This window comes from Bosea sp. NBC_00550, from assembly GCF_026020075.1.
Taxonomy (GTDB): domain Bacteria; phylum Pseudomonadota; class Alphaproteobacteria; order Rhizobiales; family Beijerinckiaceae; genus Allobosea.
This window is the reverse complement of the sequence record NZ_CP102772.1, coordinates 113,891-136,564: the sequence shown is the minus strand read 5'-3', so window position 1 is coordinate 136,564 and position 22,674 is coordinate 113,891. Positions and strand designations below refer to the sequence as shown.

Below are 22,674 nucleotides of genomic sequence, written 5' to 3'. Positions count from 1 at the left end.
GACATGCCTTGACCGCCATCGCCCTCACCATCGCCGGCTCGGATTCGAGCGGCGGCGCCGGCATCCAGGCCGATCTCAAGACCTTCGCGGCGCATCAGGTCTATGGCGCCAGCGTCATCGTCGCGCTGACGGCGCAGAACACTAGGGGCGTCAGCGCGATTCATGCCGTGCCGCGCGATTTCGTCACGAAGCAGATGGATGCCGTCTTCGAGGATCTCGATGTCGGCGCGGTCAAGATCGGCATGCTCGCGACGGCCGAGCTGATCGAGACGGTCGCGGCCGGGCTGAAGCGGTACGGCGCGAAGAACATCGTGCTCGATCCGGTGATGATCGCCGCCTCCGGCGCGCGACTGCTGGAGGAAGAGGCCGTGGCGGCCATCCGCAAGCATCTCTTTCCGCTGGCGACGCTGATCACCCCGAACTTGCCCGAGGCGGCGGCTTTGCTCGGCTCCAGCATCGCCGAGACCGACCAGGCCGTCGATGACCAGGCCGAGAAGCTCGCTGCGCTCGGCGCCGCGAACGTGCTGATCAAGGGCGGCCATGGCAGCGGCGATGTCAGCAGCGACCTGCTTCGGCTCGCTGGCGGTGCGCGCCAGCGCTTCAACGCCCCGCGCCTCGAAACCCGCAACACCCATGGCACGGGCTGCACCCTCTCCTCGGCGATCGCTTCCAACCTCGCCAAGGGACTGCCCCTGCCGGAGGCCGTCGGCCACGCCAAGACCTATATCTCCGCCGCGATCGCCGCCGCCGATCAGGTTCCGGTTGGCCATGGCCACGGGCCGGTGCATCATTTCCACCATTGGTGGGACAAGACCGACGGGAGTCAGCCATGACCGCGATCCCGGACTTCACGAAGCTCGCCTTCGCCGATGTGGCGCCGGCATCCCCGGTGCTACCGACAGGCGAAGCCTGGCTGACGCCGGAAGGCATCCCGGTGAAGCCTGTCTTTACGGCCGATGACCGCGACGGGCTGCCTTTCGTCGATACGCTGCCGGGCATCGCGCCCTATCTGCGCGGCCCCTACCCGACCATGTACGTCAACCAGCCCTGGACGATCCGGCAATATGCCGGCTTCTCGACGGCTGAGGATTCGAACGCCTTCTACCGGCGCAACCTCGCCGCCGGGCAGAAGGGCCTCTCCGTCGCCTTCGACCTCGCAACCCACCGCGGTTACGACAGCGACCATCCGCGCGTCGGCGGCGATGTCGGCATGGCCGGCGTCGCGATCGATTCGATCTACGACATGCGCACGCTGTTCTCCGGCATCCCGCTCGACCAGATGAGCGTGTCGATGACGATGAACGGCGCGGTCCTGCCGGTGCTGGCGCTCTACATCGTCGCGGCGGAAGAACAGGGCGTATCGCAGGCCAAGCTCTCCGGGACCATCCAGAACGATATCCTCAAGGAGTTCATGGTCCGCAACACCTATATCTATCCGCCCGGCCCCTCGATGCGGGCGATCGGCGACATCTTCGCCTTCACCTCGGCCAACATGCCGAAATTCAACTCGATCTCGATCTCCGGCTATCACATGCAGGAGGCCGGAGCGACGCAGGACCTCGAGCTCGGCTACACGCTGGCCGATGGCGTCGAATATATCCGCGCCGGCCAGCGGGCGGGCCTGGGCGTCGATATCTTCGCGCCGCGCCTGTCGTTCTTCTGGGCAATCGGCATGAACTTCTTCATGGAAGTCGCCAAGATGCGCGCGGCACGGCTGATCTGGCCCAAGCTCGTCAAGGATTTCGGCGCGCAGAACGAGAAATCCCTGCCGCTGCGCACGCATTGCCAGACGAGCGGCTGGTCGCTGACGGCGCAGGACGTGTTCAACAACGTGCCGCGCACGATGATCGAGGCGATGGCGGCGACGCAGGGCCACACCCAGTCGCTGCACACCAATGCGCTCGACGAGGCGCTGGCGCTGCCGACCGATTTCTCCGCCCGCATCGCCCGCAATACGCAGATCGTGCTGCAGCAGGAAAGCGGCACCACTCGCATCATCGACCCCTGGGGCGGCTCCTATTATGTCGAGCGGCTGACCGCCGAATTGGCGAAGAAGGCCTGGGAGCATATCAGGGAAGTCGAGGCGCTCGGCGGCATGGCCAAGGCGATCGAGGCCGGCATCCCGAAGCTTCGGATCGAGGAGGCCGCGGCCAAGACGCAGGCGCGCATCGATGGCCGCCAGCAGGCGATCATCGGCGTCAACTGCTTCAAGCCGGACAACGAGGCCGCGATCGAGGTGCTGAAGGTCGACAACGCCTCGGTCCGCGCCCAGCAGCTCGACAAGCTCAGGCGCCTCAAGGCCGAGCGAAACGAGGGCGACGTCGAGGCGGCGCTGACCGCGCTGACAAACGGCGCGGCGGGTGATGCCAACCTGCTCGACCTCGCCGTCAAGGCGGCTCGCGCCAAGGCGACTGTCGGCGAAATCTCGATGGCGATGGAAAAGGTCTTCGGGCGCCATCGGGCCGAGATCAAGGCGATCTCGGGTGTCTACAAGCGGGAGGTCGGCGAGATGAACCCAGCCGTCACGCGCGTCCAGATGATGTGCCAGGCGTTCGAGGAGGCCGATGGGCGCCGCCCGCGCATCCTCGTCGCCAAGATGGGGCAGGACGGGCATGATCGCGGCCAGAAGGTGATCGCCTCGGCCTTCGCCGACCTCGGCTTCGACGTCGATATCGGCCCGCTCTTCGCGACGCCGGACGAGGCGGCGCGGCAGGCGGTCGAGAACGACGTCCATATCGTCGGCGTCTCGTCGCTCGCGGCCGGCCACCTGACGCTCGTGCCGGAACTGAAGGCCGCGCTCGCCCAGGCCGGTCGCCCCGACATCATGATCGTCGTCGGCGGCGTCATCCCGCCGCAGGATTTCGAGGCGCTGATCGAGGCCGGCGCCTCGGCGATCTTCCCGCCCGGCACGGTCATCGCCGATGCCGCAGAGAAGCTGCTCGAAGAATTGAACCAGCGCCTCGGCTACGTGCAGCGGACAGCGGCGGAGTAAGACAAGAAGGCGGGCGCTGCCCCTAGGCCGCGCCCGCCCCATGATTACGGCCGACGTGGCGACACTTACCGCCAGCCGTAACCATAGCCGTAGCGCGGCGGAGGCGGCCGCATGCCATATCCGTCGGAATAGCGGTGCCAGCGGCGCTGGCCCCAGAAGCCGTGCATGGCCGGCGGTGCCGGGCGCCAGCCGGCGCCATATGCCGGGCGCTCGTAGCCACGCTCGTAGCGATCGCCGAAGGCCTGGGCATTGCCGGTCCCGGCGAATGTCGAGGCTGCGAGCGCGACGCCGCCGAGGGCGAATGCGGCAAAACCGATGCGGGCGCGATTGCGGAACATTGTCCCTGTCCTGTCTGGAGGCCGGAAGATCCCTGCCTTGAAACGGACATTCGCAGATTGCGGCTGAACGGGATTTGAGGGCGCCGTTCAGCCGCCGTTTAGGGAGTGCTGACTTTCGACGGAACCACCCTCATTACGGGGCAGGCTGCAGGCCTGAGCCCGGACGTCGTGGTGCCTCGCACACCAAGCTTGCTTTAACTGTCGGACAGCTGTTCGCGCTTCAGCAGCAGTGAAGCCGCGATCACGACGACAGCCACGGCCCCGATCATGATCGTGCAGGCGGCGTTGATCTCGGGCGAGACGCCGAGCTTGACCGCGGAATAGAGCCGCATCGGCAGCGTGGTCGCGCCCGGGCCGGTCGTGAAGCTGGCGATGACGAGATCGTCGAGCGAAAGCGTGAAGGCGAGCATCCAGGCCGCCGCCACCGCCGGCCAGATCAGGGGCAAAGTCACGGTCCAGAAGGTGACGACGGGCGTGGCGCCAAGGTCCTGCGCCGCCTCCTCCAGCGAACGGTCGAAGCCGGCGAGCCGCGACTGGACGACGATGCAGGCGAAGCCGAGGCTGAAGGTCGCGTGGGCGACGGTCACGGTCCAGAAGCCGCGCTCGACATCGACAGCCACGAAGAGCAGCAGCAGCGACAGGCCCGTCACCACCTCGGGCATGACGAGCGGCGCCAGCACCATGCCGGAGAACAGCGTGCGCCCCGTGAAGCGCCCATGGCGCGCGAGAGCGAGGGCTGCAAGCGTGCCGAGGATCGTTGCGAGCGTCGCCGAGACGAAGCCGAGGCGGATCGAAAGCCAGGCGGCGTCGAGCAGCGGCTGGTTCTGCATCAGCGCGCCGTACCAATGCGTCGAGAAGCCGCCCCAGACCGTCACCAGCCGCGAGGCGTTGAACGAGTACGCGATCAGCGTCAGGATCGGCAGATAGAGGAAAGCGAAGCCGACGATCAGCGCGAGAATGAGTCCGGGGCCGAGCCGCTTCATGCCGCCATCTCCCGCCGCAGCCGCGCGCGCTGGAGCAGGACGAGGGGCAAGACCAGCACGACGAGCAGCACCACCGCTACGGCCGAGGCCAGAGGCCAGTCCCGGTTGGAGAAGAACTCGTTCCACAGCACCTTGCCGATCATCACGGTATCCGGTCCGCCCAGCAGGTCGGGAATGACGAATTCGCCGACCGCCGGGATGAAGACCAGCGCCGAGCCGGCGAGGATACCCGGCAGGGAAAGCGGCAGGGTTACGGTGAGGAATGCCGTCAACGGCCTCGCGCCGAGATCGGCGGCCGCTTCGAGCAGGCCGCGGTCGAGCTTCTCCAGTGTCGCGAAGAGCGGCAGCACCATGAAGGGCAAGTAGGAATAGACCATGCCGAGCAGCACCGCCGTCTCGGTGTTTAGTAGGCGCAGCGGCTCGGCCTCGAAGCCGAGGAAGGCCAAAGACGCATCGAGCAGCCCGTCGGGCCTGAGGATGCCGATCCAGGCGTAGACGCGGATCAGGAAGGAGGTCCAGAACGGCAGGATGACGAAGACGAGCAGCATGCCGCGCCAGCGCGGCGGTGCCGAGGCCATGGCATAGGCGAGCGGATAGCCGATCGCGAGCGCGAACAGCGTCGTCAAGCCCGCGATGCGCAGCGAATAGAGATAGCTCTGCCAGTAGAGCGCATCGTCGCCGAGTAGGCTGAAGTTCGCCAGGTCGAGTTGGGAGAGGAATTCGCCGAGCTGGGCCAAGCCCTCCCAATGCGGTGCGTAGGGCGGCAGGGCGGTCGCCGCCTGCGAGAACGCCATGCGCAGGACGATGGCGAAGGGCGCGAGGAAGAACAGCGCCAGCCAGAGATAGGGCACGGCCACGACGAGGCGGCGAAGACTGGCCCCAGCACTCATGTCCACGCTCCGCCGTCATTCCGGGGCAGGTCGCAGACCTGAGCCCGGAACCCAGAACCGATGCCCTTTCGATGAGAAGGCGCCCGCGCCGCCGAGCACACTGTCAGACCGGCATCGGTTCTGGGTTCCGGGCTCTTCGCTTCGCGAAGCCCCGGAATGACGGTCAGGTTCCCAACACGCCTCATGGCGGCAGCACTACGCCGGCCTCGACATCCCAGGAGAGCCAGACCTTGTCGTCCCAGGCGAAGGGCCGCGCCATCCGGCGCGTGCGGTTGGCAAGCGCGACCTTGACCAGTTGGCCGCCCTCTCCCCCGATCATCACCTGGATCATGGTGAAGTCGCCGAGATAGCCGATATCCCAGATCTCGCCGGCGACCTTGTTGACCACTTGGCCCGGCTCGTCATGGCCGATCTCTATCTTTTCGGGCCGGATACCGACCAGTAAGGCCTCGCCCGGCTTCAGCGCCGGCGCCTCCTCGTCGAGCTCGACGGCGCCGACGAGCGGCACCTGCGCCCGGACCAGTTCGCCATCGACCACTTCGACCTGGCCCTCGAAGATATTGATGTCACCGACGAACTCGGCAACGTGGCGATTGGCGGGCGCCTCGTAGATCACGTCCGGCGGGCCGATTTGGACGAGCTTGCCGTGATCCATCACCGCCATGCGGTCGGCCATGGTCATCGCCTCGTCCTGATCATGGGTGACGACCATGAAGGTGAGGCCGAGCTCGCTCTGCAGGTCCATCAGCTCGAACTGGGTCTGCTCGCGCAGCTTCTTGTCGAGCGCCGCCATCGGCTCGTCGAGCAGCAGCAGCTTCGGCCGCTTGGCCAGCGAGCGGGCGAGCGCGACGCGCTGGCGCTGGCCGCCGGAGAGCTGATGCGGCTTGCGCCCGCCGAGCCCGGAGAGCTTGACCAGCGCCAGCATCTCGTCGACACGCCGGTCGATCTCGGCACGCGCCAGCCCTTCGCGCTTCAGCCCATAGGCGATGTTGCCGGCCACAGTCAGATGCGGGAACAGCGCGTAGGACTGGAACATCATGTTGATTGGCCGCAGATGCGGCGGAATGCCGGTGATGTCCTGCCCGTCGAGCAGGATCGTGCCTTCGTCCGGCCTCTCGAAGCCGGCGAGCATGCGCATCAGCGTGGTCTTGCCGCAGCCGGAAGGCCCGAGCAGCGCGAAGAACTCGCGGGGATAGAGCGCGAGCGAAAGATCGCCCACGGCAGTCACGTCGCCGAAACGCTTGGTCACGCCCCGGAACGTGACCAACGGTTTCGCCGCCGGGTCGTTCCAGGGTTGGAAAGCCCGGCGCACGCTGCCGGGCGAGGTCTTCTTCATGCCCGCCGCCCCTGCCGAGAGCCGGTCACTTGCCGGTCTTGACGCGGATCCAGAGCCGGTTCACCAGCCGCTGGGCCTTCTGGTCATAGGGCGTGATCGTATAGAGCCGCGCCATCACCGCGTCGGACGGGTAGATACCGGGGTTGTCGCGCACCGCCGCCGAGAGCAGCGGCTTCGAGGCGATGTTGCCGTTGGCATATTGGATGAAGTCCGAGTTCTTCGCCGCCATCGCGGGCCGGTTGACGAAGTCGATGAACTTCATGGCAGCGTCGACATTGCCGGCGTCCTTCGGGATCACGAAGGAGTCGAACCACATCAGCGCGCCTTCCTTCGGGATGGAATAGGCGATCTGGACGCCATTCTTGGCCTCCTCGGCGCGCTTCTTCGCCTGGAGGATGTCGCCGGAATAGCCGACGGCCAGGCAGATATCGCCGTTCGCCAGGGCGTTGATGTATTCCGAGGAGTGGAATTTCTGGATGTGAGGGCGAATCTTGCGCAGGAGTTCCCCGGCCTTGTTGAGATCGGCCTCGTTCTTGGAGTCGGGATCGAGCCCGAGATAGCGCAGCGCCGCCGGGAACATCTCCTCGACCGCATCGAGCACATGAACGCCGCAGTTGGAGAGCTTCTTGAGCTGCTCCGGCTCGAAGACGATCTTCCAGCTGTCGATCACGGCGTCCGGACCGAGGCGTTCCTTGATCTTGGCGGTGTTGTAGCCGACCCCGGTCGTGCCCCACATGTAGTTCACGGCGTATTTGTTGCCGGGATCGTATTTGGAGAGGCGCGTCTGGATTTCCGGCCAGAGATTCCTCAGGTTCGGCGCCTTGTCCTTGTCGACCGGCTGGTAGAGGCCGAGCGGGATGTGGCGCGGCAGGAAGGAGGCCGTGACGACGATCAGGTCATAGCCGGTCTTGCCGGCGAGAAGCTTGGTCTCGACCGTCTCCATCTGGTCGAAGGTGTCGTAGACGACCGTGATGCCGGTTTCCTTCTTGAAGGCGTCCAGCACCTCCGGATCGACATAGTCCGACCAGTTGAAGATGCGCAGCTGTTTGTCCTGCGCGGCCGCCGGCGCGGCCAGAAATCCCAGTCCCATCGCAAAGGCCGCCAGTGCCGCGGTCAGTCGCTTCGTCGTCCTACCCAATCCGCCCCTCCATCGTTTGGCGCCGCGCACGCTACCAGCTTTCCCCCCGGCATCAACCGACATCGGGCGCGACGGAACGCCCGCACACAGGCAAGACCTGCCGAAATAATCGGCCCATGCTGCATGGCGCGGGCTCGGCCAGGCGCCCTGCCCGGAAGCTTGTCGATCGGCCGGGCTGACAGGAGCGTGATCGGCTCGCTCCTTGCCGGCGCGTGCGAGCGCCACATATCGTGCCATATGCATCTTTTCCGCCGTTTCCTGCTGTTCTTCACTCTCGCCTTCCTGTTGCCGCTGGCATCCCATGCCGGCTGGTGGGTCTGGCAGACGCACGCCCCCGACTGGCGCCGCGCCGACTGGACGAGTGCGAAGCTTCTGCCTGCCGCCGCGACGGAGCCCGAGGCGACGATCCACGTCTTCGCAGCCCGGGTCGGCCGCTGGCGCGGCATCTTCGCGCATCATTCCTGGGTCGTGGTGAAGGAACGCGGCGCCAGCACCTATACGCGCTTCGACGTGGTCGGCTGGGGCGCCCCTGTGCGGGTCAATCATCGCGACGCGGACGGGCGCTGGTTCGGCAATGTGCCGGAACCGGTGGCCGAGATCCGCGGCGAGGCGGCCGAGCGCCTGATCCCGCGCATCCGTTCGGCCGTGGCAAGCTACAGCTATTCCAGCCCCGGCAGCTATCTCGCCTGGCCCGGGCCGAACTCGAACAGCTTCGTCCAGCACGTCCTGTCGGAGGTTCCGGAGCTGAGAGAGGCCCTGCCGCCGACGGCGATCGGCAAGGACTGGCGCGCCGATGGCCTGTTCGCCGGTCTCACCCCCAGCCGGACCGGCGTCCAGGCCTCGCTTTACGGGCTGGCCGGCGTGACCGTCGGCTGGGTCGAGGGGGTCGAGATCAATCTCCTGGGCCTCGTCGCCGGCTTCGATCTGCGCAGCCCCGCGCTGAAGCTGCCGGGCTGGGGGCGGATCGGGGTGTGAGCGGCCTCCGCCTGACGCCTTGAACAGCAACGCCGAAAGCGTTACATGTAACGATCGAAGCGAGGGATCGACATGGCAGCTTCGACAGCCAGACGCGTCCAGAAGCGCCGTGAAGCACTGCGGGCAGCCGGCTTGCGACCTATCCAGATCTGGATCCCCGATACGAGACAGCCCGGCTTCAACGAGGAATGCCGACGGCAAGCGCGAATGGCAGCAGCAGCCGACGGTGCCGACCATGATCTGGACGGTTTTATCGACGCGGCTCTGGAAGACCTGGACCGCGCTCCTGAATGAAGCGAGGCGATCTCGTCACCGTCGCGCTCGCCGGCGATTTCGGCAAACCCCGCCCTGCCCTGATCGTCCAGGCAGACCCGTTCGATCTGACGGCGACGGTCACGGTTCTGCTGCTCTCCAGCGACCTCGTCGATGCGCCGCTGATCAGGCTGACCATTCAACCCAATGCCGCGAACGGGCTGCGCCTCGCCTCCCAGATCATGGTCGACAAGGCGATGACCGTTCGCCGGGACCGGATCGGCCAGATTTTCGGCCGCGTCGATCCGGACATGATGATCGCGGTCAACCGTTCGCTCGCGCTGTTCCTCGGCCTCGGCTGAAGCGAGCTCGGGCGATCGGCGAGATCACACGGCTTCGAAGGCCTGCGCCAGATCCGAGATCAGGTCCTCGATGTTCTCGATGCCGACCGAAATGCGGATCAGGGCGTCGGTCAGGCCGATCTCCTCGCGCAATTCCTTGGCGACGCCGGAATGGGTCATCGCGGCCGGGTGCGAGACCAACGTCTCGGTGCCACCGAGGCTGACCGCGAGTTTCATGATCTGCAGGTTGTCGAGCAGGGCGAAGGCTTCCTTCTCGCCGCCCTTGACGTCGAAGGCGAAGGTCGAGCCCGCTGCCGTGCATTGCCGGTCGAAGACAGCCTTGCGCGGGTCGCCATCTTTGAGATTGCCGAGATAGTGGACCTTGGCCACCTTGGGATGGCTCTCCAGATAGTCGGCCACCAGCTTGGCGTTCTCATTGGCGCGGCTCATGCGGATGTCGAGCGTCTCCAGCGAACGCATCAGCATCCAGCAGGAGTTCGGATCGGCCTGCGTGCCGAGCGACCCGCGCCAGCTCTTGACCTGCCGCACCAGCGCATCCGAGCCACTGATCGAGCCGCCCACGAGATCGCTGTGGCCGCCGACATATTTGGTCAGCGAGAGCAGCGAGAGATCGGCGCCCTCCTTCAGCGGCTTCTGGTATTTCGGGCCGAGCATGGTGTTGTCGACGACGACGGGCGGGCGGTGGCCCTGCGACTTCTCGAGCTCGTCCGCGATCATCTTGCAGGCGGCGAGATCGACGAGGCCGTTGGTCGGGTTGGCCGGCGTCTCGACCAGGATCATCGCGACACGTCCCTTGGCGGCGGCAGCCCGGGCGACGTCCCGCATCTGCTCGATGTCGAGCCCGTCCGTGAAGCCGAAGGGCGTGACGCCGAAGGCACCCATCTGGTTCTTGAGGAGTGTCTCGGTGCCGCCATAGAGCGGGCGGGAATGCAGGATCGTGTCGCCCGGCCTCAGGAAGGCGAAGCAGGTCGTAGCGATCGCCGCCATGCCCGAGGCGAAGACGGCGCATTTCTCGGCCTCGTCCCAGATCGCCAGGCGATCCTCGAGGATCTCCATGTTGGGATGGTTGAAGCGCGAATAGACCAGCCCTGGCTTCTCGCCGGGCTTCGGCCGGCGCCGGCCCGAGGTGAAGTCGAAGAAATCCTTGCCCTGCTGTGCATTCTCGAAGACGAAGGTCGAGGTCAGGAAGACCGGCGGCTTGAGCGAGCCTTCCGACATGGCCGGCGAATAGCCGAACCCCATCATCAGCGTCTCCGGATGAAGCTTGCGGTTGGCGATCCGGTCCTTGTGATAGCTGTCGTCGCTCATGGCCTTCTCCCTATGTGCCTGCGGCGGTCGTTTTCCAGAACCCAGAATATTCTTCTCGCAGCGCCATTGCTTGGTCGATGAAGCTCGTCCTACACCCTGATGCGCATCTTCCTGCTCATCTTGTCTTCATATGGAGCATATCATGCTCGACACGATCGATCGCCGAATCCTCGCCGTGCTGCGCGAGGATGGCCGGATCACCAACCAGGACCTCTCGCAGCGGGTCGGGCTCTCGCCGACACCCTGCCTGCGCCGCCTCAAACGACTCGAAGAGACCGGCGTCATCCAGGGCTATGCCGCGATCGTCGACCCCAAGGCCTACGGGCTGCCGTTCAGCGTCTTCGTCTCGGTGCGGCTGACGCAGCAGAACCAGGAGCAGATCGCCGAATTCGAGAAGGCGGTCGAAGGCTGGAGCGAAGTTGCCGAATGCTACCTCATGACCGGCTCGCAGGACTACCTGCTGCGCGTCGTCACCGACGGCATCGAAGGCTATGAGCGCTTCCTGAAGCAGAAGGCGACGCGGCTGAAATGCATCCAGTCGGTCGAATCCAACTTCGCTCTGGCGACGATCAAGAAGCGCTCCGGCCTGCCGCCGATCTGATCAGACGCCGCGTTCCATCGCCCGGCGCACGACCTGCGTGACCTCGCTGTTCGACAGGAACAGGTCATGGCGCAGCATGCTCCAGCCCCGGCCGGAGGTGTCGGCGACGCGCACGCCCAATGCATCGAGCCGCGAGCGATCGGCAGCACCGGCGCGAGCGACGCCGCCGGCGATGCGCGCGGAGACCGCCAGCGCACGGTCACCCGGATCGATGATCACGGTCATGCGCTGCGCCAGCGGGCCGAGCCGCTTCACCGTCTGCTCGAAGGCGTCGATGTCGACATCGGGCGAGGCCAGCACCACGGAGCCGATCCGCGCATAGACATCCTGGGAATCGCGCAACTCGCGCAGCCCTTCCAGCGTCAGGAAGGTTCCCATCGAGTGGGCGACGATGTGGATGCGCCCGACCGTGGGGTTGGCGACGAGCGCCTGCAGGGTCTGGGCGAAGCCATCGCGCGACCAGAGCGCGCTCTCCCGATCATAGGCATAGTCGAAGAGCTTGCCGCCCGACGGCCAGGTGAAGAGCACCGTACGGCCCTGAAATTCGAGCGAATGCGAAAGCTGGCCGGCGCTGCGCGCCGCCGATTCGAACGTCTCGTTGAAGCCGTGGACAAAGAGCAGCACGTCGCGGCCGTTGACGGCTTCGGAGAGCGCACGGGCCGCCTCGTTGGTCACCTCGCGGCCGACACCGAGCACAGCCCAATCGCCGCTCACGGCGGACGAGACCCGCCCCGTGATGCCGCGCCCGGGCGGGGACAGGCGCACCTCGGCAAAGGTCAGTGCTCCGCGATCGGTGCCGAAATACGGTGGGGCATTGCCTGTCGATCTGCGCGTCGTCATCACCAGTAGCCGCGGATCCTTGCCGAGCGACGAGGTGTCGGCCCTCTCGGGCTCGCTGAAGGGCGAAACGCTCGCCTCGCTCTGCGCGCAGGCGGCGAGCCCGAGCGGCAGCAATGTGGCGAGCGCCAGCGAACGGCATGAAAAGGCGCGCCTCGTGACAGGCATGGTGACAGGCATCCGATCAAACGTGAGGGCCGAACTGGCCGGCCGCGCCCTTAAGGGCAGGCTAACGCGGCCAGAATGCGGCGAGCCCGCGCTCAGCGCGCGGAGGTTCGCGGTCGTTGCAGCGATGTGACATCAGCGTCCGCCGGACAGGATCGTCAACGGCGCGGTCACGACCAACCCGACCGTCGAGCCCACCGTGCCGACGACGCCGCCTGCAACATCGCCGATCCGATCGCCGAATTGCGGCCCGGCGAAGCCGATCCCCTTGTCCTGCCGCAACCGCTCACCGATGAGCTGCACGACCTTGGGCGAGGAGGCGAACTTGGCGTGGTTCAGGCTGTCGGCCGACGTCACCTCGGAGATATCGACAATACGCACGCCGAGCTTCTCCAGCTCGGCCACGATCTCCGCATCCTTCGCCGAAACGGCGCCGAGGCGCCTCTTGTCACCGGCGAAGCGACGGGAGAAGTCGAGCGCCCTGTCGTCGGCCGAAACGAAGACGGTAACTGGTCGCCTGATCTGATTCATCTGCGTCTTGAAGACGTCGAGATCGACGTCGGGCGCCGCGAGCATCACGTCGCGCAGTTTGCCGCCGAAAGCGCCGTCGCCACGGATCGCGGCCTGGCGCAACGTTTCCAGCGTCAGCAGCGTCCCCATCGAATGGGCGAGGATATCCATGCGCGAGGTGCCGAGATCGCGCGCGATCGCCCGCAAATTCCCTTCGAGGAAATCGCGCGAGTAAAAGGCGCTCTCGCGATCGTAGGGATAGGCGAGGAGTTCGCCGCGCGACGGCCATGAGAACAGCACCGGCACGCCCTTGAAGCCGGAATCATAGACGATCTGGGCGAAGCGATAGGCGGCATCGGCGAAATTCGTATTGTAGCCGTGTACAAAGACCAGCACGTCGCGCTGCGAGGCCGGACGCCGCTGCAGCTCCCTGCGCACATCGGAGACGATGGGCGCGAGATCGAGCCGCTGGACATGGGTGGCAGTGAAGTGCTTGGCCGGATCGCCCGGTCCCGAGCTCGGCAGCTCGAGATTGCCGGCCTTGTGGTCGCGCGGAACGTTGATGTCGAGCCGGGCGAAGGACAGCTTGGGGCCGCGCTCGCCGCTGAAGTAGACGGGCTGCGCCGAAGGCTCACGCGTCGTCGCAACGTAGATTTCGACCTTTCCGGCGATATCGGCGGCCGGCGCCTGGGTCAGTTCCAGCACGCGCGGCGTTGCACAGGCGGCCACGAGCAGCGGCAGCACCAACGCCAACAGAACACCACGAAGCCGCATCACCACGCCCTTCATTCGCCAAGTCGTCTCATCACAGGCCCAAATCTTCAAGATGCCTGCATGACACAGTGATGATGCAAGTGATGCGCGGGATGCCTTGTCGCCCGCGGCGCCTGCTTGCTAACTGGCGCCATGGCCGACCGCACTTCCCCAGCCGAATCGCTCGGCGATGCGATCCTCGCCGGCGAGCGCGCCGCGCTGGCCCGTGCGATCACGCTGGTCGAGTCGCGTCGCGCCGATCATCGTGAGAAGGCGCAGGCGCTGATCCAGCGGCTGCTGCCGCATACGGGGCGCGCGATCCGCGTCGGCATCACCGGCGTGCCCGGCGTCGGCAAATCGACGACGATCGATGCTCTCGGCGGCTATCTCACCAGCAAGGGCCACAAGGTCGCGGTGCTCGCGGTCGATCCCTCTTCCACGCGCACGGGCGGCTCGATCCTCGGCGACAAGACGCGGATGGCGCAGCTCGCCGTCGACCCCAACGCCTATATCCGCCCCTCGCCCTCCTCCGGCACGCTGGGCGGCGTCGCCGCCAAGACGCGTGAGACGATGCTGCTCTGCGAGGCGGCTGGTTTCGACATCATCCTGGTCGAGACGGTCGGCGTCGGCCAGTCGGAAACGGCGGTCGCCGATCTCACCGATTTCTTCCTCGTCCTGATGCTGCCCAATGCCGGCGACGAGCTGCAGGGCATCAAGAAGGGCATCATCGAGCTTGCCGACATGATCGCGGTCAACAAGGCCGATGGCACCGGCGCGACCGCCGCCCGCGCAGCGGCCGCGCAATACAAGGCGGCACTGCACATTCTCGCGCCCGCGTCGCCGCTCTGGAGCACGCCGGTCGTGACCATCTCGGGGCTGGCCGGCGACGGGCTCGAAGCGCTCTGGGCCAAGGTCGAGGAGCACCATGCCCGCTTCGAGGCGAAAGGCCTGATCGCCGAGAAGCGCCGGCGCCAGGACGTCAAATGGATGTGGGCGATGGTGCAGGACCGCTTGCAGGCCAGGCTCCGGCACGATCCCGCATTGAAGGCGCGCACCCCGGAGCTGGAGGCCGCCGTCTCGTCCGGCGAACTCGCGCCGACGCTCGCCGCCGAGGAGATCGCGCAGGCGCTTGGGCTCTAGCCTAAATCGGCCGCCTCTCTTCACAAGCCCGTTCCAAATCGGCACGTCAGCGCTGGCACGGCGCTTGATCGTGGCTCGACCGAACAGGAGGTTTCATGGCCCTCTCACGGCGCGGATTGCTGGCGGCCGGCCTCGTCGGCGCGGCCTGGCCCACCTTGCCGGCTTGGGCACAGCCCACCCCGGCGAACAGAGGCCCGCTCGGCCATCTCGGCCTGGACGCGAGCCAGTTCGGGCTGCGGCCCGGCGCGTCCGAGGATCAGGCGCAACGACTGCAGGCTGCCCTTAACGAGGCATCGAAGCGCGGCGCGCCTCTTGTCCTGCCGCCCGGCCGTTACCGCCTCGGTGCTGTCCAGTTGCCGGATGGCGCGCAGCTCATCGGGGTTTCCGGCAAGACGCGCCTCGTCACCGCGAGCGGCGGCCCGCTGCTCGTCGCTTCCAATATCGGCCGCGCGAGCCTTTCCGGACTGACCTTCGACGGCCTCGATATCCCCTCGCCCCAGAAGGCAGGGCTCGTGGCCTGCGACACCGTCGGCGAGATCGCGATCTCGGATTGCGAATTCGCCAAGGCCGGCTCGGTCGGCCTTGTGCTCAATCGCTGCGGCGGGCGCGTCGCGACCAGCAAATTCCGCGGCATGCGCGATTCCGCCCTGTTCTCGCTCGACTCGGCCGGTCTGGCGATCGAGCAGAACGAGGTCGAGGATTGCGGCAATAACGGTATCCAGATCTGGCGCAGCCAGCCCGGCGACGATCGTTCGATCGTCCGTGGCAACATGGTGAGCCGCATCCGCGCCGATGCCGGCGGTGACGGCCAGAACGGCAACGGCATCAGTCTCTATCGCGCCGGCGGCGTCATCATCGAAGGCAACCAGCTGCGTGACTGCGCCATGACCTTCATCCGCAACAATTCGGGCTCCGGCGTGCAGATCCTCGGCAATCAGGGGCGGCGCTGCGGCGAGGTCGGGCTCTATGCCGAATTCGCCTTCGAGGGCACGATCATGGCCAACAACCTGGTCGAGGATTGCGCCCAGGGCGCCAACATCACCAATCTTGACCATGGCGGGCGGCTCGCCGTCTTCGCCAACAACATCATCCGCAACGCCAGGCGGGCGATCGCCCCTAACGGCAAGGCGCCGGTCGGCGGCATCGGCGTCCATGTCGAGGCGGAAGCAGCCGTGACCGGCAACGTCATCGAGAACGCCAGCGAGATCGGCATCTCGCTCGGCTGGTCCTGGGGCATGCGCAATCTATCCGCCACCGGCAACGTGGTCCGCAAAGCCGGGATCGGCATCTCCGTCTCGCTGGTGCCGAAGGAACGCAGCGCGCTGATCGCCAACAACGTCATCGACGAAGCCCGGGACGGCGCCATCGTCGGCACCGAATACGGGAAGCCCGTCACTGGCGACCTCGCCAAGGCCCCCGACCCGAAGGCCGCGGGGATCACGATCGCCAACAACGCGGTGCGCTGAGACGGCCTCAGGCGGCCGGCGCGCGGATGCGACCGACCTCGATGCCGTTCCAGTTCTTCAGCACGGTCTCGCGCAGCGGCGCAAAAGCCGCCTGCGTCGGCTCGTCCATTGGCAGGAAGCGGGCGATCAGCGCGCCGAGCGCAACCTCCGCGGCACGACCGGCGCCGTCATCGCATTTCAGCGCGATGCCGTAGCCCAGCTCCGGGAGGGCGGCGCAATAGACACCCTCGGCCCCGGTCTTGGTGAAGGCGCGCGCGCCCAGCAGCTCCATCAGCCGCGTGTCGTAGCGGCCCGTGCCGGCCACCATGAAGGGATGGGCCGCCGCGGCGGCGCGGATGCGCGCGGCCGCCTTCGCACGCTCGGGGCCAAAGCCATGGCCGGTGCCCAGCCGCGCGAAGCCGAGCGCCAGCGCCTTGAGCGGCACGGCGTAGGAGGGAATCGAGCAGCCGTCGATGCCCATGCGCTCGGAGGTATGGGGGGCGCCGGTCACCGTCTCCAGCGCGTCGCGCACCGCCTGCTGCACAGGGTGGCTCGCCTTCACATAGCCGGCCGGGTCCTCATCCAGACCGCAGGCGAGGCAGACGAAGCCGGCATGCTTGCCGGAGCAGTTGTTGTTCAGCGCGCTGGGTTCGGCGCCCGATTTAGCCAGCTCGCGCGCCACGGCCTCGTTCATCGGCCAGTGCGCGCCGCATTCGAGACAGCCGGCATCACGGCCGGCCTTCTTCAGCATGGCGAGCGAGGTCTGGGCGTGAAGCGGCTCGCCGGAATGCGAGGACACCGCGAGCGCGATCTCGGCCTCCGTCAGCCCGTAACGATCGGCAGCGCCACTCTCCAGGAGCGGCAGCCCCTGGATCGCCTTGACGGCCGAACGCGGAAACACCGGCCGATCGAGATCGCCGGCGGCGAAGACCACCGCCCCATCGGCATCGACCACGATCGCGGAGCCGCGGTGTCGCGATTCGACGACATTGCCGCGCGTGACTTCGGCGAGGACGGGGTTTTCCATGGCGGCCTCCAGATTCCGCTTGCTGCGGATAGCCGGTTTTGGCGCCGACAGTACGACCTGTCAAAAGCGCTGGCGGAAACCGCGCGCGGCTGCCACCGTAGTTCCGAAGTCAGCCGAGCCTTCTCCCGAGCAGGATACCGATGTCGCCGGATTACGAGACCGAATACGACAACCGCGCCCGCGTGCCGGAGCATCCCGGCATCGTCGCCGGCTGGCAGGCCGATGCCGCGGCCTACCGCGCCACGGCGCTGTGCGAACTCGGCGTCTCCTATGGCGAGGGCGAGCGGCAGTTCTACGATCTGTTCAAACCCGAAACGATCCAAGGCAACGCGCTCGTCATGTTCATCCATGGCGGCTACTGGCAGAGACTGGATCGCAGCCATTTCTCGCATATGGCACGGGGGTTGAACGGGCTCGGCCTGCCCGTCGCGGTTGTCGGCTACGACCTCTGCCCGCAGGTCGATCTCGGCCATATCGTCTGGGAGCTGCAGCAGGCAGCTGCTGCCTTATGGCGGCGCTTCGGCCTGCCCGTCGTCGCGACCGGGCATTCCGCCGGCGGGCATCTCAGCGCCTGCACGCTGGCCACCGACTGGAAGAATGTCGACGCCGATCTGCCCGAGCATCTGGTGCCGGCCGCCTATGGCATCTCCGGCCTCTACAACCTCAAGCCCCTGACCGAGACGAGCATCAACAAGGCGCTCGGCCTCAGCATGGAGGCGGCCGAGCTCGAAAGCCCGCTATTCTGGTCGGCGCCGTCGCGGCTGACGATGGATGCCGTGGTCGGCGGCGCAGAGAGCGACGAGTACCACAAGCAGAGCCGCCGGCTCGTCGATGTCTGGGGGCTGGAAGGCGTGACGACACGCTATGAGGAGATCCCCGGCGCCAATCACTTCACCGTCATCGCCGGGCTGGCGGAGCCGGACAATCCAATGACCCGGCGCATCGCCGCCCTCGCCGGAGCCTGATCTTCCGGCGCGGAGGATCGCCCTTGTTTCCGCATCGGCCTTGTCCGAAAACCGCATTCCACTTTTCGGGCCGATGCCCTATCCAGACCGCATCAGAGTTTCGGAGCGCGCGATGCAGACCTTCTTCGTCGAGATCAAATGCAAGCTCGGCAAGACCTACGAGGTCGCCAGCGAGCTGGCCGATCGCGAGATCGCCTCCGAGATCTACTCGACCGCCGGCAACTACGACATCCTCGCCAAATTCCATGTCGCGGCCGATGTCGATATCGGCCATTTCGTCGCGCAGAAGGTGCAGTCGATACCCGAGATCGCCGACACCCACACGATCATCACCTTCAAGGCGTTCTGAGCCCGCATCGGCCATCGATATCCGGGCCTGACCGGTCCAGCGTCGTTTCAGGATGCCATTTCCTGAATCAGGCCAGCAGGTTGCGACGGTTGGCTCAGTGCGTGATTCACGTCCTTCATAGATTGATTCAACCGGGCGTGGCTCCCTCCCCGGCAACGCGCTGCCAGTTGAGGCATCCTGACCGCTTGACGCCGTAGGGGCTTTCGCGCGACCAGCAACATTCGGATTGCGGGGATGAACGCGCGCTATGAAAAGCACTCTCTCTAACGATCTGCGCTCGGGCGCGCTCGTCTATCATCGCCAGCCCCGGCCCGGTAAGCTCGAGATCCAGGCGACCAAGCCGCTCGGCAATCAGCGCGACCTGGCGCTCGCCTATTCGCCCGGCGTCGCCGCCGCCTGCGAGGCGATCGTCGACGATCCGTCGGAAGCCGCCGAACTCACCTCGCGCCAGAACCTCGTCGCCGTCATCACCAACGGCACTGCCGTGCTGGGCCTCGGCGATATCGGCCCCCTCGCCTCCAAGCCGGTGATGGAGGGCAAGGCGGTCCTGTTCAAGAAATTCGCGGGGATCGACTGCTTCGACATCGAGGTCGAACAGAAGAACATCGAGAAGTTCGTCGAGGTGGTCGCGGCGCTGGAGCCGACCTTCGGCGGCATCAACCTCGAGGACATCAAGGGCCCGGAATGCTTCGAGATCGAGGAGCAGCTCAAGGCCCGGATGAAGATTCCGGTTTTCCATGACGACCAGCACGGCACGGCGATCATCGTCTCGGCCGCTGTGCTGAACGGGCTCGACCTCGCCGCCAAGAAGATCGCCGACGTCAAGATCGTGGTTTCCGGAGCGGGCGCCGCCGCGCTCGCCTGCCTGAACCTGCTGGTCGAGCTCGGCGCGCAGCGCAAGAACATCTGGGTCACCGATCTCGACGGCGTGGTCTACAAGGGCCGCAACACGCTGATGGATCGCTGGAAGGAGATCTATGCGCAGGAGACCGACGCCCGCACGCTCGCCGACGTCATCGGCGGCGCGGATGTCTTCCTCGGCCTCTCGGCTGCCGGCGTGCTCAAGCCCGAAATGGCCAAGAGCATGGCGGCGAAGCCTCTGATCCTGGCGCTCGCCAACCCGAATCCCGAGATCACGCCGGAGGATGCGCTCGCGGTGCGCCCCGACGCGATGATCTGCACCGGCCGCTCGGACTACCCGAACCAGGTCAACAACGTCCTGTGCTTCCCCTATATCTTCCGCGGCGCGCTCGACGTGCAGGCGACGACGATCAACGAGGCGATGAAGCTCGCCGCGGTGCGCGCCATCGCGGCGCTCGCCCGCGAGGCGACCTCCGACATCGCGGCCCGCGCCTATGGTGGCGAGGCCTCGACCTTCGGCGCGAACTCGCTGATCCCGAACCCGTTCGATCCGCGCCTGATCATGCGGATCGCCCCCGCCGTGGCCGAGGCCGCGATGGCGACTGGCGTGGCGCGCAAGCCGTTGGTCGATGTCGAGGCCTATCGCGACCAGCTTTCGCGCTTCGTCTTCCGCTCCGGCTTCCTGATGAAGCCGCTATTCCAGCAGGCCAAGGCCGACCCCAAGCGCGTGATCTATGCCGAGGGCGAGGACGAGCGCGTGCTGCGCGCCGCCCAGGTCGCGCTGGAGGAAGGGCTCGCCATCCCGATCCTGATCGGCCGCCCGAGCGTGATCGAGACCCGCATCCAGCGCTTCGGCCTGTCGCTGAAGCCCGGCGTCGACTTCGAAGTGATCAACCCGGAAGACGATCCGCGCTATCGCGACTACGTCCAGACCTATCTCGACATCGCCGGCCGGCGCGGCATCACGCCGGAAGCGGCGCGCGCGCTGGTGCGCACCAACAACACGGTGATCGCGGCGCTGGCCGTGGCGCGTGGTGAGGCCGATGCGATGATCTCCGGTCTCGAAGGCCGGTTCATGTCGCGGCTGCGGCACATCAAGGACATCATCGGCCTGGCGCCCAATGTCTGCGACATCGCGGCGATGACGCTGATCATCACCAACAAGGGCGCCTTCTTCCTCTCCGACACGCATGTGAAGCACGATCCGACCGCCGAGGAGATCGCGGACATGACCGTGCTGGCGGCCAATCATGTCCAGCGCTTCGGCCTGGAGCCCAAGATCGCGCTGCTCTCGCATTCGGATTTCGGCGCGGCGGACACCCCGACCTCGCTCAAGATGCGCAAGGCGCTGAAGCTGATCCGGGAGCGCGCGCCGCAGCTCGAATGCGACGGCGAGATGGAGGCCGACACGGCGCTGGTGCCGCTGATCCGCGAGCGCGTCCTGCCCTCCTCGACGCTGAAGGACATGGCCAACGTCCTGATCTTCCCCAATCTCGACGCCGCCAACATCGCCTATCAGTTCGCCAAGGTGCTGGCCGATGCGCTGCCGGTCGGGCCGATCCTGATCGGCACGGCGAAGCCGGCCCATATCCTCACCAGCTCGGTGACGGCCCGCGGCGTGGTCAACATGACCGCCGTCGCCGTCGTCGAGGCGCAGGAGAGCGCGGCGAAGGCGGCGGGCCGCTAGGCCTGTAGCCAGCTCCTGACAGTCCAGGCGTGAAAACGACGACATGGGCGTCGTTTTCCGGCTTGGCAGACTCACTCAGTCAGGTTCTACTTCCCTTCAAGTCGGGCATCGCTCGCAACGACGCCCGCTTGAAGGGAGGTTGCCATGCTCGATGTCACGCGCCGCAACGCACCTTTGGCGCTCGCCGCCATCCTGGCCGCGACCCGTGCCGCGACGGCACAGGGCCGGATCGTCTTCCATCGCGGCAATGATGGCGATCCGGAAACGCTCGATCCGCACAAGACCTCGACAGTCGCCGAAGCCCACCTGCTGCGCGATCTGCGCGAAGGCCTCGTCATCCACAACATGAGGGGGGAAGTCGTCCCCGGCGTCGCCGAGAGCTGGACGATGAGCCCGGACGGCAAGCTCTGGCGCTTTTCACTGCGCGCCAATGCGAAATGGTCCAATGGCGATCCGGTCAGGGCCGCAGACTTCGTCTATTCCTTCCGCCGCATCCTGAACCCCGAAATCGGCGCCAGATACGCCAACCTGCTCTACCCGCTCCGCAATGCCGAGGCGATCCACAAGGCGGCGGCCGGCTCGTCGCTCGACAGTCTCGGCGTTTCGGCTGTCGACGAGCGGACGCTGGAAATCGCGCTCGAACGGCCGACGCCCTATCTCGTCGAACTGCTGACCCATCAGAGCGCCCTGCCCGTCCACCCGGCGAGCGCCGCCACCGCGACGCCGGAGCCGGGACGGGCAGAGAACCTGATCACCAACGGCGCCTACAGCATCAAGGAGTTCGCCCCGAATTCGCATATCCGGCTCGACCGCAATCCGCATTTCCACGACGCGGCGAATGTGAAGATCGATACGGTGATCTTCTATCCGGCCTCCGACCTCGTGGCGGCGGCGCGGCGCTTCCAGGCCGGCGAACTGCACCTGACCACGGACATTCCGGCCGACCAATTCAAGCAGCTGAAGCAAAAGCTCGGCGAGCAGGTCCGCATCGGCCCCTATCTCGCGACCTATTTCCTGATCATCAACAGCGCCAAGCCGCCCTTCGACGACGCTCGCGTTCGCCGGGCGCTGTCGCTGCAACTCGACCGCGAATTCATCGCAGACCGGATCTGGGGCGGCACGATGCTGCCGGCCTATGGCGTGGTGCCGCCGCATATCGGCAATTACGGCGAGCGCGCCGAACTCGATTTCCGCTACAGCTCGGTGCTGGAGCGCGAGGACGAGGCCAAGCGCCTGCTGGCCTCGGCCGGCTTCGGCAGCGGCGTGCCGCTCGATATCGAGTTCCGCTTCAACACCACCGACAACAACCGCCACACGGCTGAAGCGATCGCCGAGCAGTGGCGCGCCATCGGGGTCGAAACCCGCTTCGTCGAGACCGATTACCGCACGCATTTCGCCTATCTGCGGGAAGGCGGCGATTTCGATGTCGCCCGCTATGGCTGGATCGGCGACTATTCCGACCCGCAGAACTTCCTGTTCCTGTTCCAGAGCGACAATGCCGGCTTCAACATCGGCAAATACAGTAATCCGCAATTCGACGCGCTGATGAAGCTCGCCGCCGACGAACTCGATATCGCCCGACGCGCCGCGATCCTGCGCGAGGCCGACAGCATCGTCATCACCGAGGAACCCTGGATTCCGGTGCTTCACTATTCGACGAAGAACCTGGTTTCGCCGAAGCTCGCCGGCTTCGAGCAGAACCTGCGCGGCGCGATCCCAACCCGCTTCCTGAGCCTTAAACCATAGGCAAGCCGGCCCTG

General features: G+C 66.4%; 21 protein-coding genes. 12 read left to right on the top strand and 9 right to left on the bottom strand.

Annotated elements, in window-relative coordinates; all coding sequences use genetic code 11:
- Positions 1-8 precede the first annotated feature (8 nt).
- Entirely contained in the window at positions 9-833 is an 825-nt protein-coding gene (gene thiD / locus NWE53_RS00645; protein ID WP_265052478.1) for a bifunctional hydroxymethylpyrimidine kinase/phosphomethylpyrimidine kinase, read from the top strand.
- Complete coding sequence (scpA, locus tag NWE53_RS00640) at positions 830-2,992, top strand: methylmalonyl-CoA mutase (RefSeq protein ID WP_265052477.1); 2,163 nt, start codon at positions 830-832, stop codon at positions 2,990-2,992. Before thiD ends, scpA begins: the two co-directional genes overlap by 4 nt.
- 65 nt (positions 2,993-3,057) lie before the next feature.
- Here scpA and NWE53_RS00635 read toward each other — a convergent pair whose 3' ends face one another.
- The 5 genes from NWE53_RS00635 to NWE53_RS00615 form a co-directional block, all read right to left on the bottom strand.
- Positions 3,058-3,330, bottom strand: coding sequence for a hypothetical protein (locus tag NWE53_RS00635; RefSeq protein WP_265052476.1), 273 nt, complete (start codon positions 3,328-3,330; stop codon positions 3,058-3,060).
- A gap of 194 nt (positions 3,331-3,524) precedes the next feature.
- Complete coding sequence (locus NWE53_RS00630) at positions 3,525-4,313, bottom strand: ABC transporter permease (RefSeq protein ID WP_265052475.1); 789 nt, start codon at positions 4,311-4,313, stop codon at positions 3,525-3,527.
- Positions 4,310-5,203, bottom strand: coding sequence for an ABC transporter permease subunit (locus tag NWE53_RS00625; protein WP_265052474.1), 894 nt, complete (start codon positions 5,201-5,203; stop codon positions 4,310-4,312). Before NWE53_RS00625 ends, NWE53_RS00630 begins: the two co-directional genes overlap by 4 nt.
- A gap of 181 nt (positions 5,204-5,384) precedes the next feature.
- A complete protein-coding gene (locus NWE53_RS00620) occupies positions 5,385-6,539 on the bottom strand; it encodes an ABC transporter ATP-binding protein (RefSeq protein WP_265052473.1) in 1,155 nt (384 codons plus the stop codon).
- Between the two features lie 25 nt (positions 6,540-6,564).
- Entirely contained in the window at positions 6,565-7,629 is a 1,065-nt protein-coding gene (locus NWE53_RS00615) for a polyamine ABC transporter substrate-binding protein (RefSeq protein ID WP_265055044.1), read from the bottom strand.
- A gap of 285 nt (positions 7,630-7,914) precedes the next feature.
- On the opposite strand from NWE53_RS00615, the gene NWE53_RS00610 reads away from it, so the two are divergent.
- The 3 genes from NWE53_RS00610 to NWE53_RS00600 all read left to right on the top strand — a co-directional run bounded on the left by NWE53_RS00610 (position 7,915) and on the right by NWE53_RS00600 (position 9,266).
- Entirely contained in the window at positions 7,915-8,652 is a 738-nt protein-coding gene (locus NWE53_RS00610; protein WP_265055043.1) for a DUF3750 domain-containing protein, read from the top strand.
- A 72-nt stretch (positions 8,653-8,724) separates the two neighbouring features.
- A complete protein-coding gene (locus NWE53_RS00605) occupies positions 8,725-8,946 on the top strand; it encodes an antitoxin MazE family protein (protein ID WP_265052472.1) in 222 nt (73 codons plus the stop codon).
- Positions 8,943-9,266, top strand: a complete 324-nt coding sequence (locus tag NWE53_RS00600) for a type II toxin-antitoxin system PemK/MazF family toxin (RefSeq protein WP_265052471.1) — start codon at positions 8,943-8,945, stop codon at positions 9,264-9,266. Before NWE53_RS00605 ends, NWE53_RS00600 begins: the two co-directional genes overlap by 4 nt.
- 24 nt (positions 9,267-9,290) lie before the next feature.
- Here NWE53_RS00600 and NWE53_RS00595 read toward each other — a convergent pair whose 3' ends face one another.
- Positions 9,291-10,574 (bottom strand): cystathionine gamma-synthase family protein, encoded by a 1,284-nt coding sequence (locus NWE53_RS00595; protein ID WP_265052470.1) that lies wholly within the window; start codon positions 10,572-10,574, stop codon positions 9,291-9,293.
- 130 nt (positions 10,575-10,704) lie between these two features.
- Between NWE53_RS00595 and NWE53_RS00590 the strand changes: the two genes are divergently transcribed.
- Complete coding sequence (locus tag NWE53_RS00590) at positions 10,705-11,175, top strand: Lrp/AsnC family transcriptional regulator (protein ID WP_442864920.1); 471 nt, start codon at positions 10,705-10,707, stop codon at positions 11,173-11,175.
- Here the strand turns inward: NWE53_RS00590 and NWE53_RS00585 are convergent, their stop codons facing one another.
- Together NWE53_RS00585 and NWE53_RS00580 are read right to left on the bottom strand one after the other, a co-directional pair.
- On the bottom strand, positions 11,176-12,180 hold the full coding sequence (locus NWE53_RS00585) for an alpha/beta hydrolase (protein WP_265052468.1): 1,005 nt from the start codon (positions 12,178-12,180) through the stop codon (positions 11,176-11,178).
- A gap of 132 nt (positions 12,181-12,312) precedes the next feature.
- Positions 12,313-13,461 carry an alpha/beta hydrolase gene (locus tag NWE53_RS00580; RefSeq protein WP_265052467.1) on the bottom strand — a complete coding sequence of 383 codons (1,149 nt, stop codon included), beginning with the start codon at positions 13,459-13,461 and terminating at the stop codon, positions 12,313-12,315.
- A 132-nt stretch (positions 13,462-13,593) separates the two neighbouring features.
- Between NWE53_RS00580 and meaB the strand changes: the two genes are divergently transcribed.
- Both meaB and NWE53_RS00570 read left to right on the top strand, forming a co-directional pair.
- Positions 13,594-14,580, top strand: a complete 987-nt coding sequence (gene meaB, locus NWE53_RS00575) for a methylmalonyl Co-A mutase-associated GTPase MeaB (protein WP_265052466.1) — start codon at positions 13,594-13,596, stop codon at positions 14,578-14,580.
- A gap of 95 nt (positions 14,581-14,675) precedes the next feature.
- Positions 14,676-16,046, top strand: a complete 1,371-nt coding sequence (locus NWE53_RS00570) for a TIGR03808 family TAT-translocated repetitive protein (protein WP_265052465.1) — start codon at positions 14,676-14,678, stop codon at positions 16,044-16,046.
- 7 nt (positions 16,047-16,053) lie between these two features.
- On the opposite strand, the gene NWE53_RS00565 is transcribed toward NWE53_RS00570, so the two are convergent.
- Positions 16,054-17,052 (bottom strand): asparaginase, encoded by a 999-nt coding sequence (locus NWE53_RS00565; protein ID WP_265052464.1) that lies wholly within the window; start codon positions 17,050-17,052, stop codon positions 16,054-16,056.
- Between the two features lie 140 nt (positions 17,053-17,192).
- Here NWE53_RS00565 and NWE53_RS00560 point away from each other — a divergent pair, with 140 nt between their 5' ends.
- From NWE53_RS00560 to NWE53_RS00545, 4 genes are all read left to right on the top strand, one after another.
- Positions 17,193-18,017: an alpha/beta hydrolase gene (locus NWE53_RS00560; protein ID WP_265052463.1), complete on the top strand. Its 825-nt coding sequence runs from the start codon at positions 17,193-17,195 to the stop codon at positions 18,015-18,017.
- A 112-nt stretch (positions 18,018-18,129) separates the two neighbouring features.
- A complete protein-coding gene (locus tag NWE53_RS00555) occupies positions 18,130-18,366 on the top strand; it encodes an Lrp/AsnC ligand binding domain-containing protein (protein ID WP_038361355.1) in 237 nt (78 codons plus the stop codon).
- Positions 18,367-18,613: 247 nt separating this feature from the next.
- Positions 18,614-20,914, top strand: coding sequence for an NADP-dependent malic enzyme (locus tag NWE53_RS00550; RefSeq protein WP_265052462.1), 2,301 nt, complete (start codon positions 18,614-18,616; stop codon positions 20,912-20,914).
- A gap of 144 nt (positions 20,915-21,058) precedes the next feature.
- Entirely contained in the window at positions 21,059-22,660 is a 1,602-nt protein-coding gene (locus tag NWE53_RS00545; protein ID WP_265052461.1) for a peptide ABC transporter substrate-binding protein, read from the top strand.
- Positions 22,661-22,674: the final 14 nt, after the last annotated feature.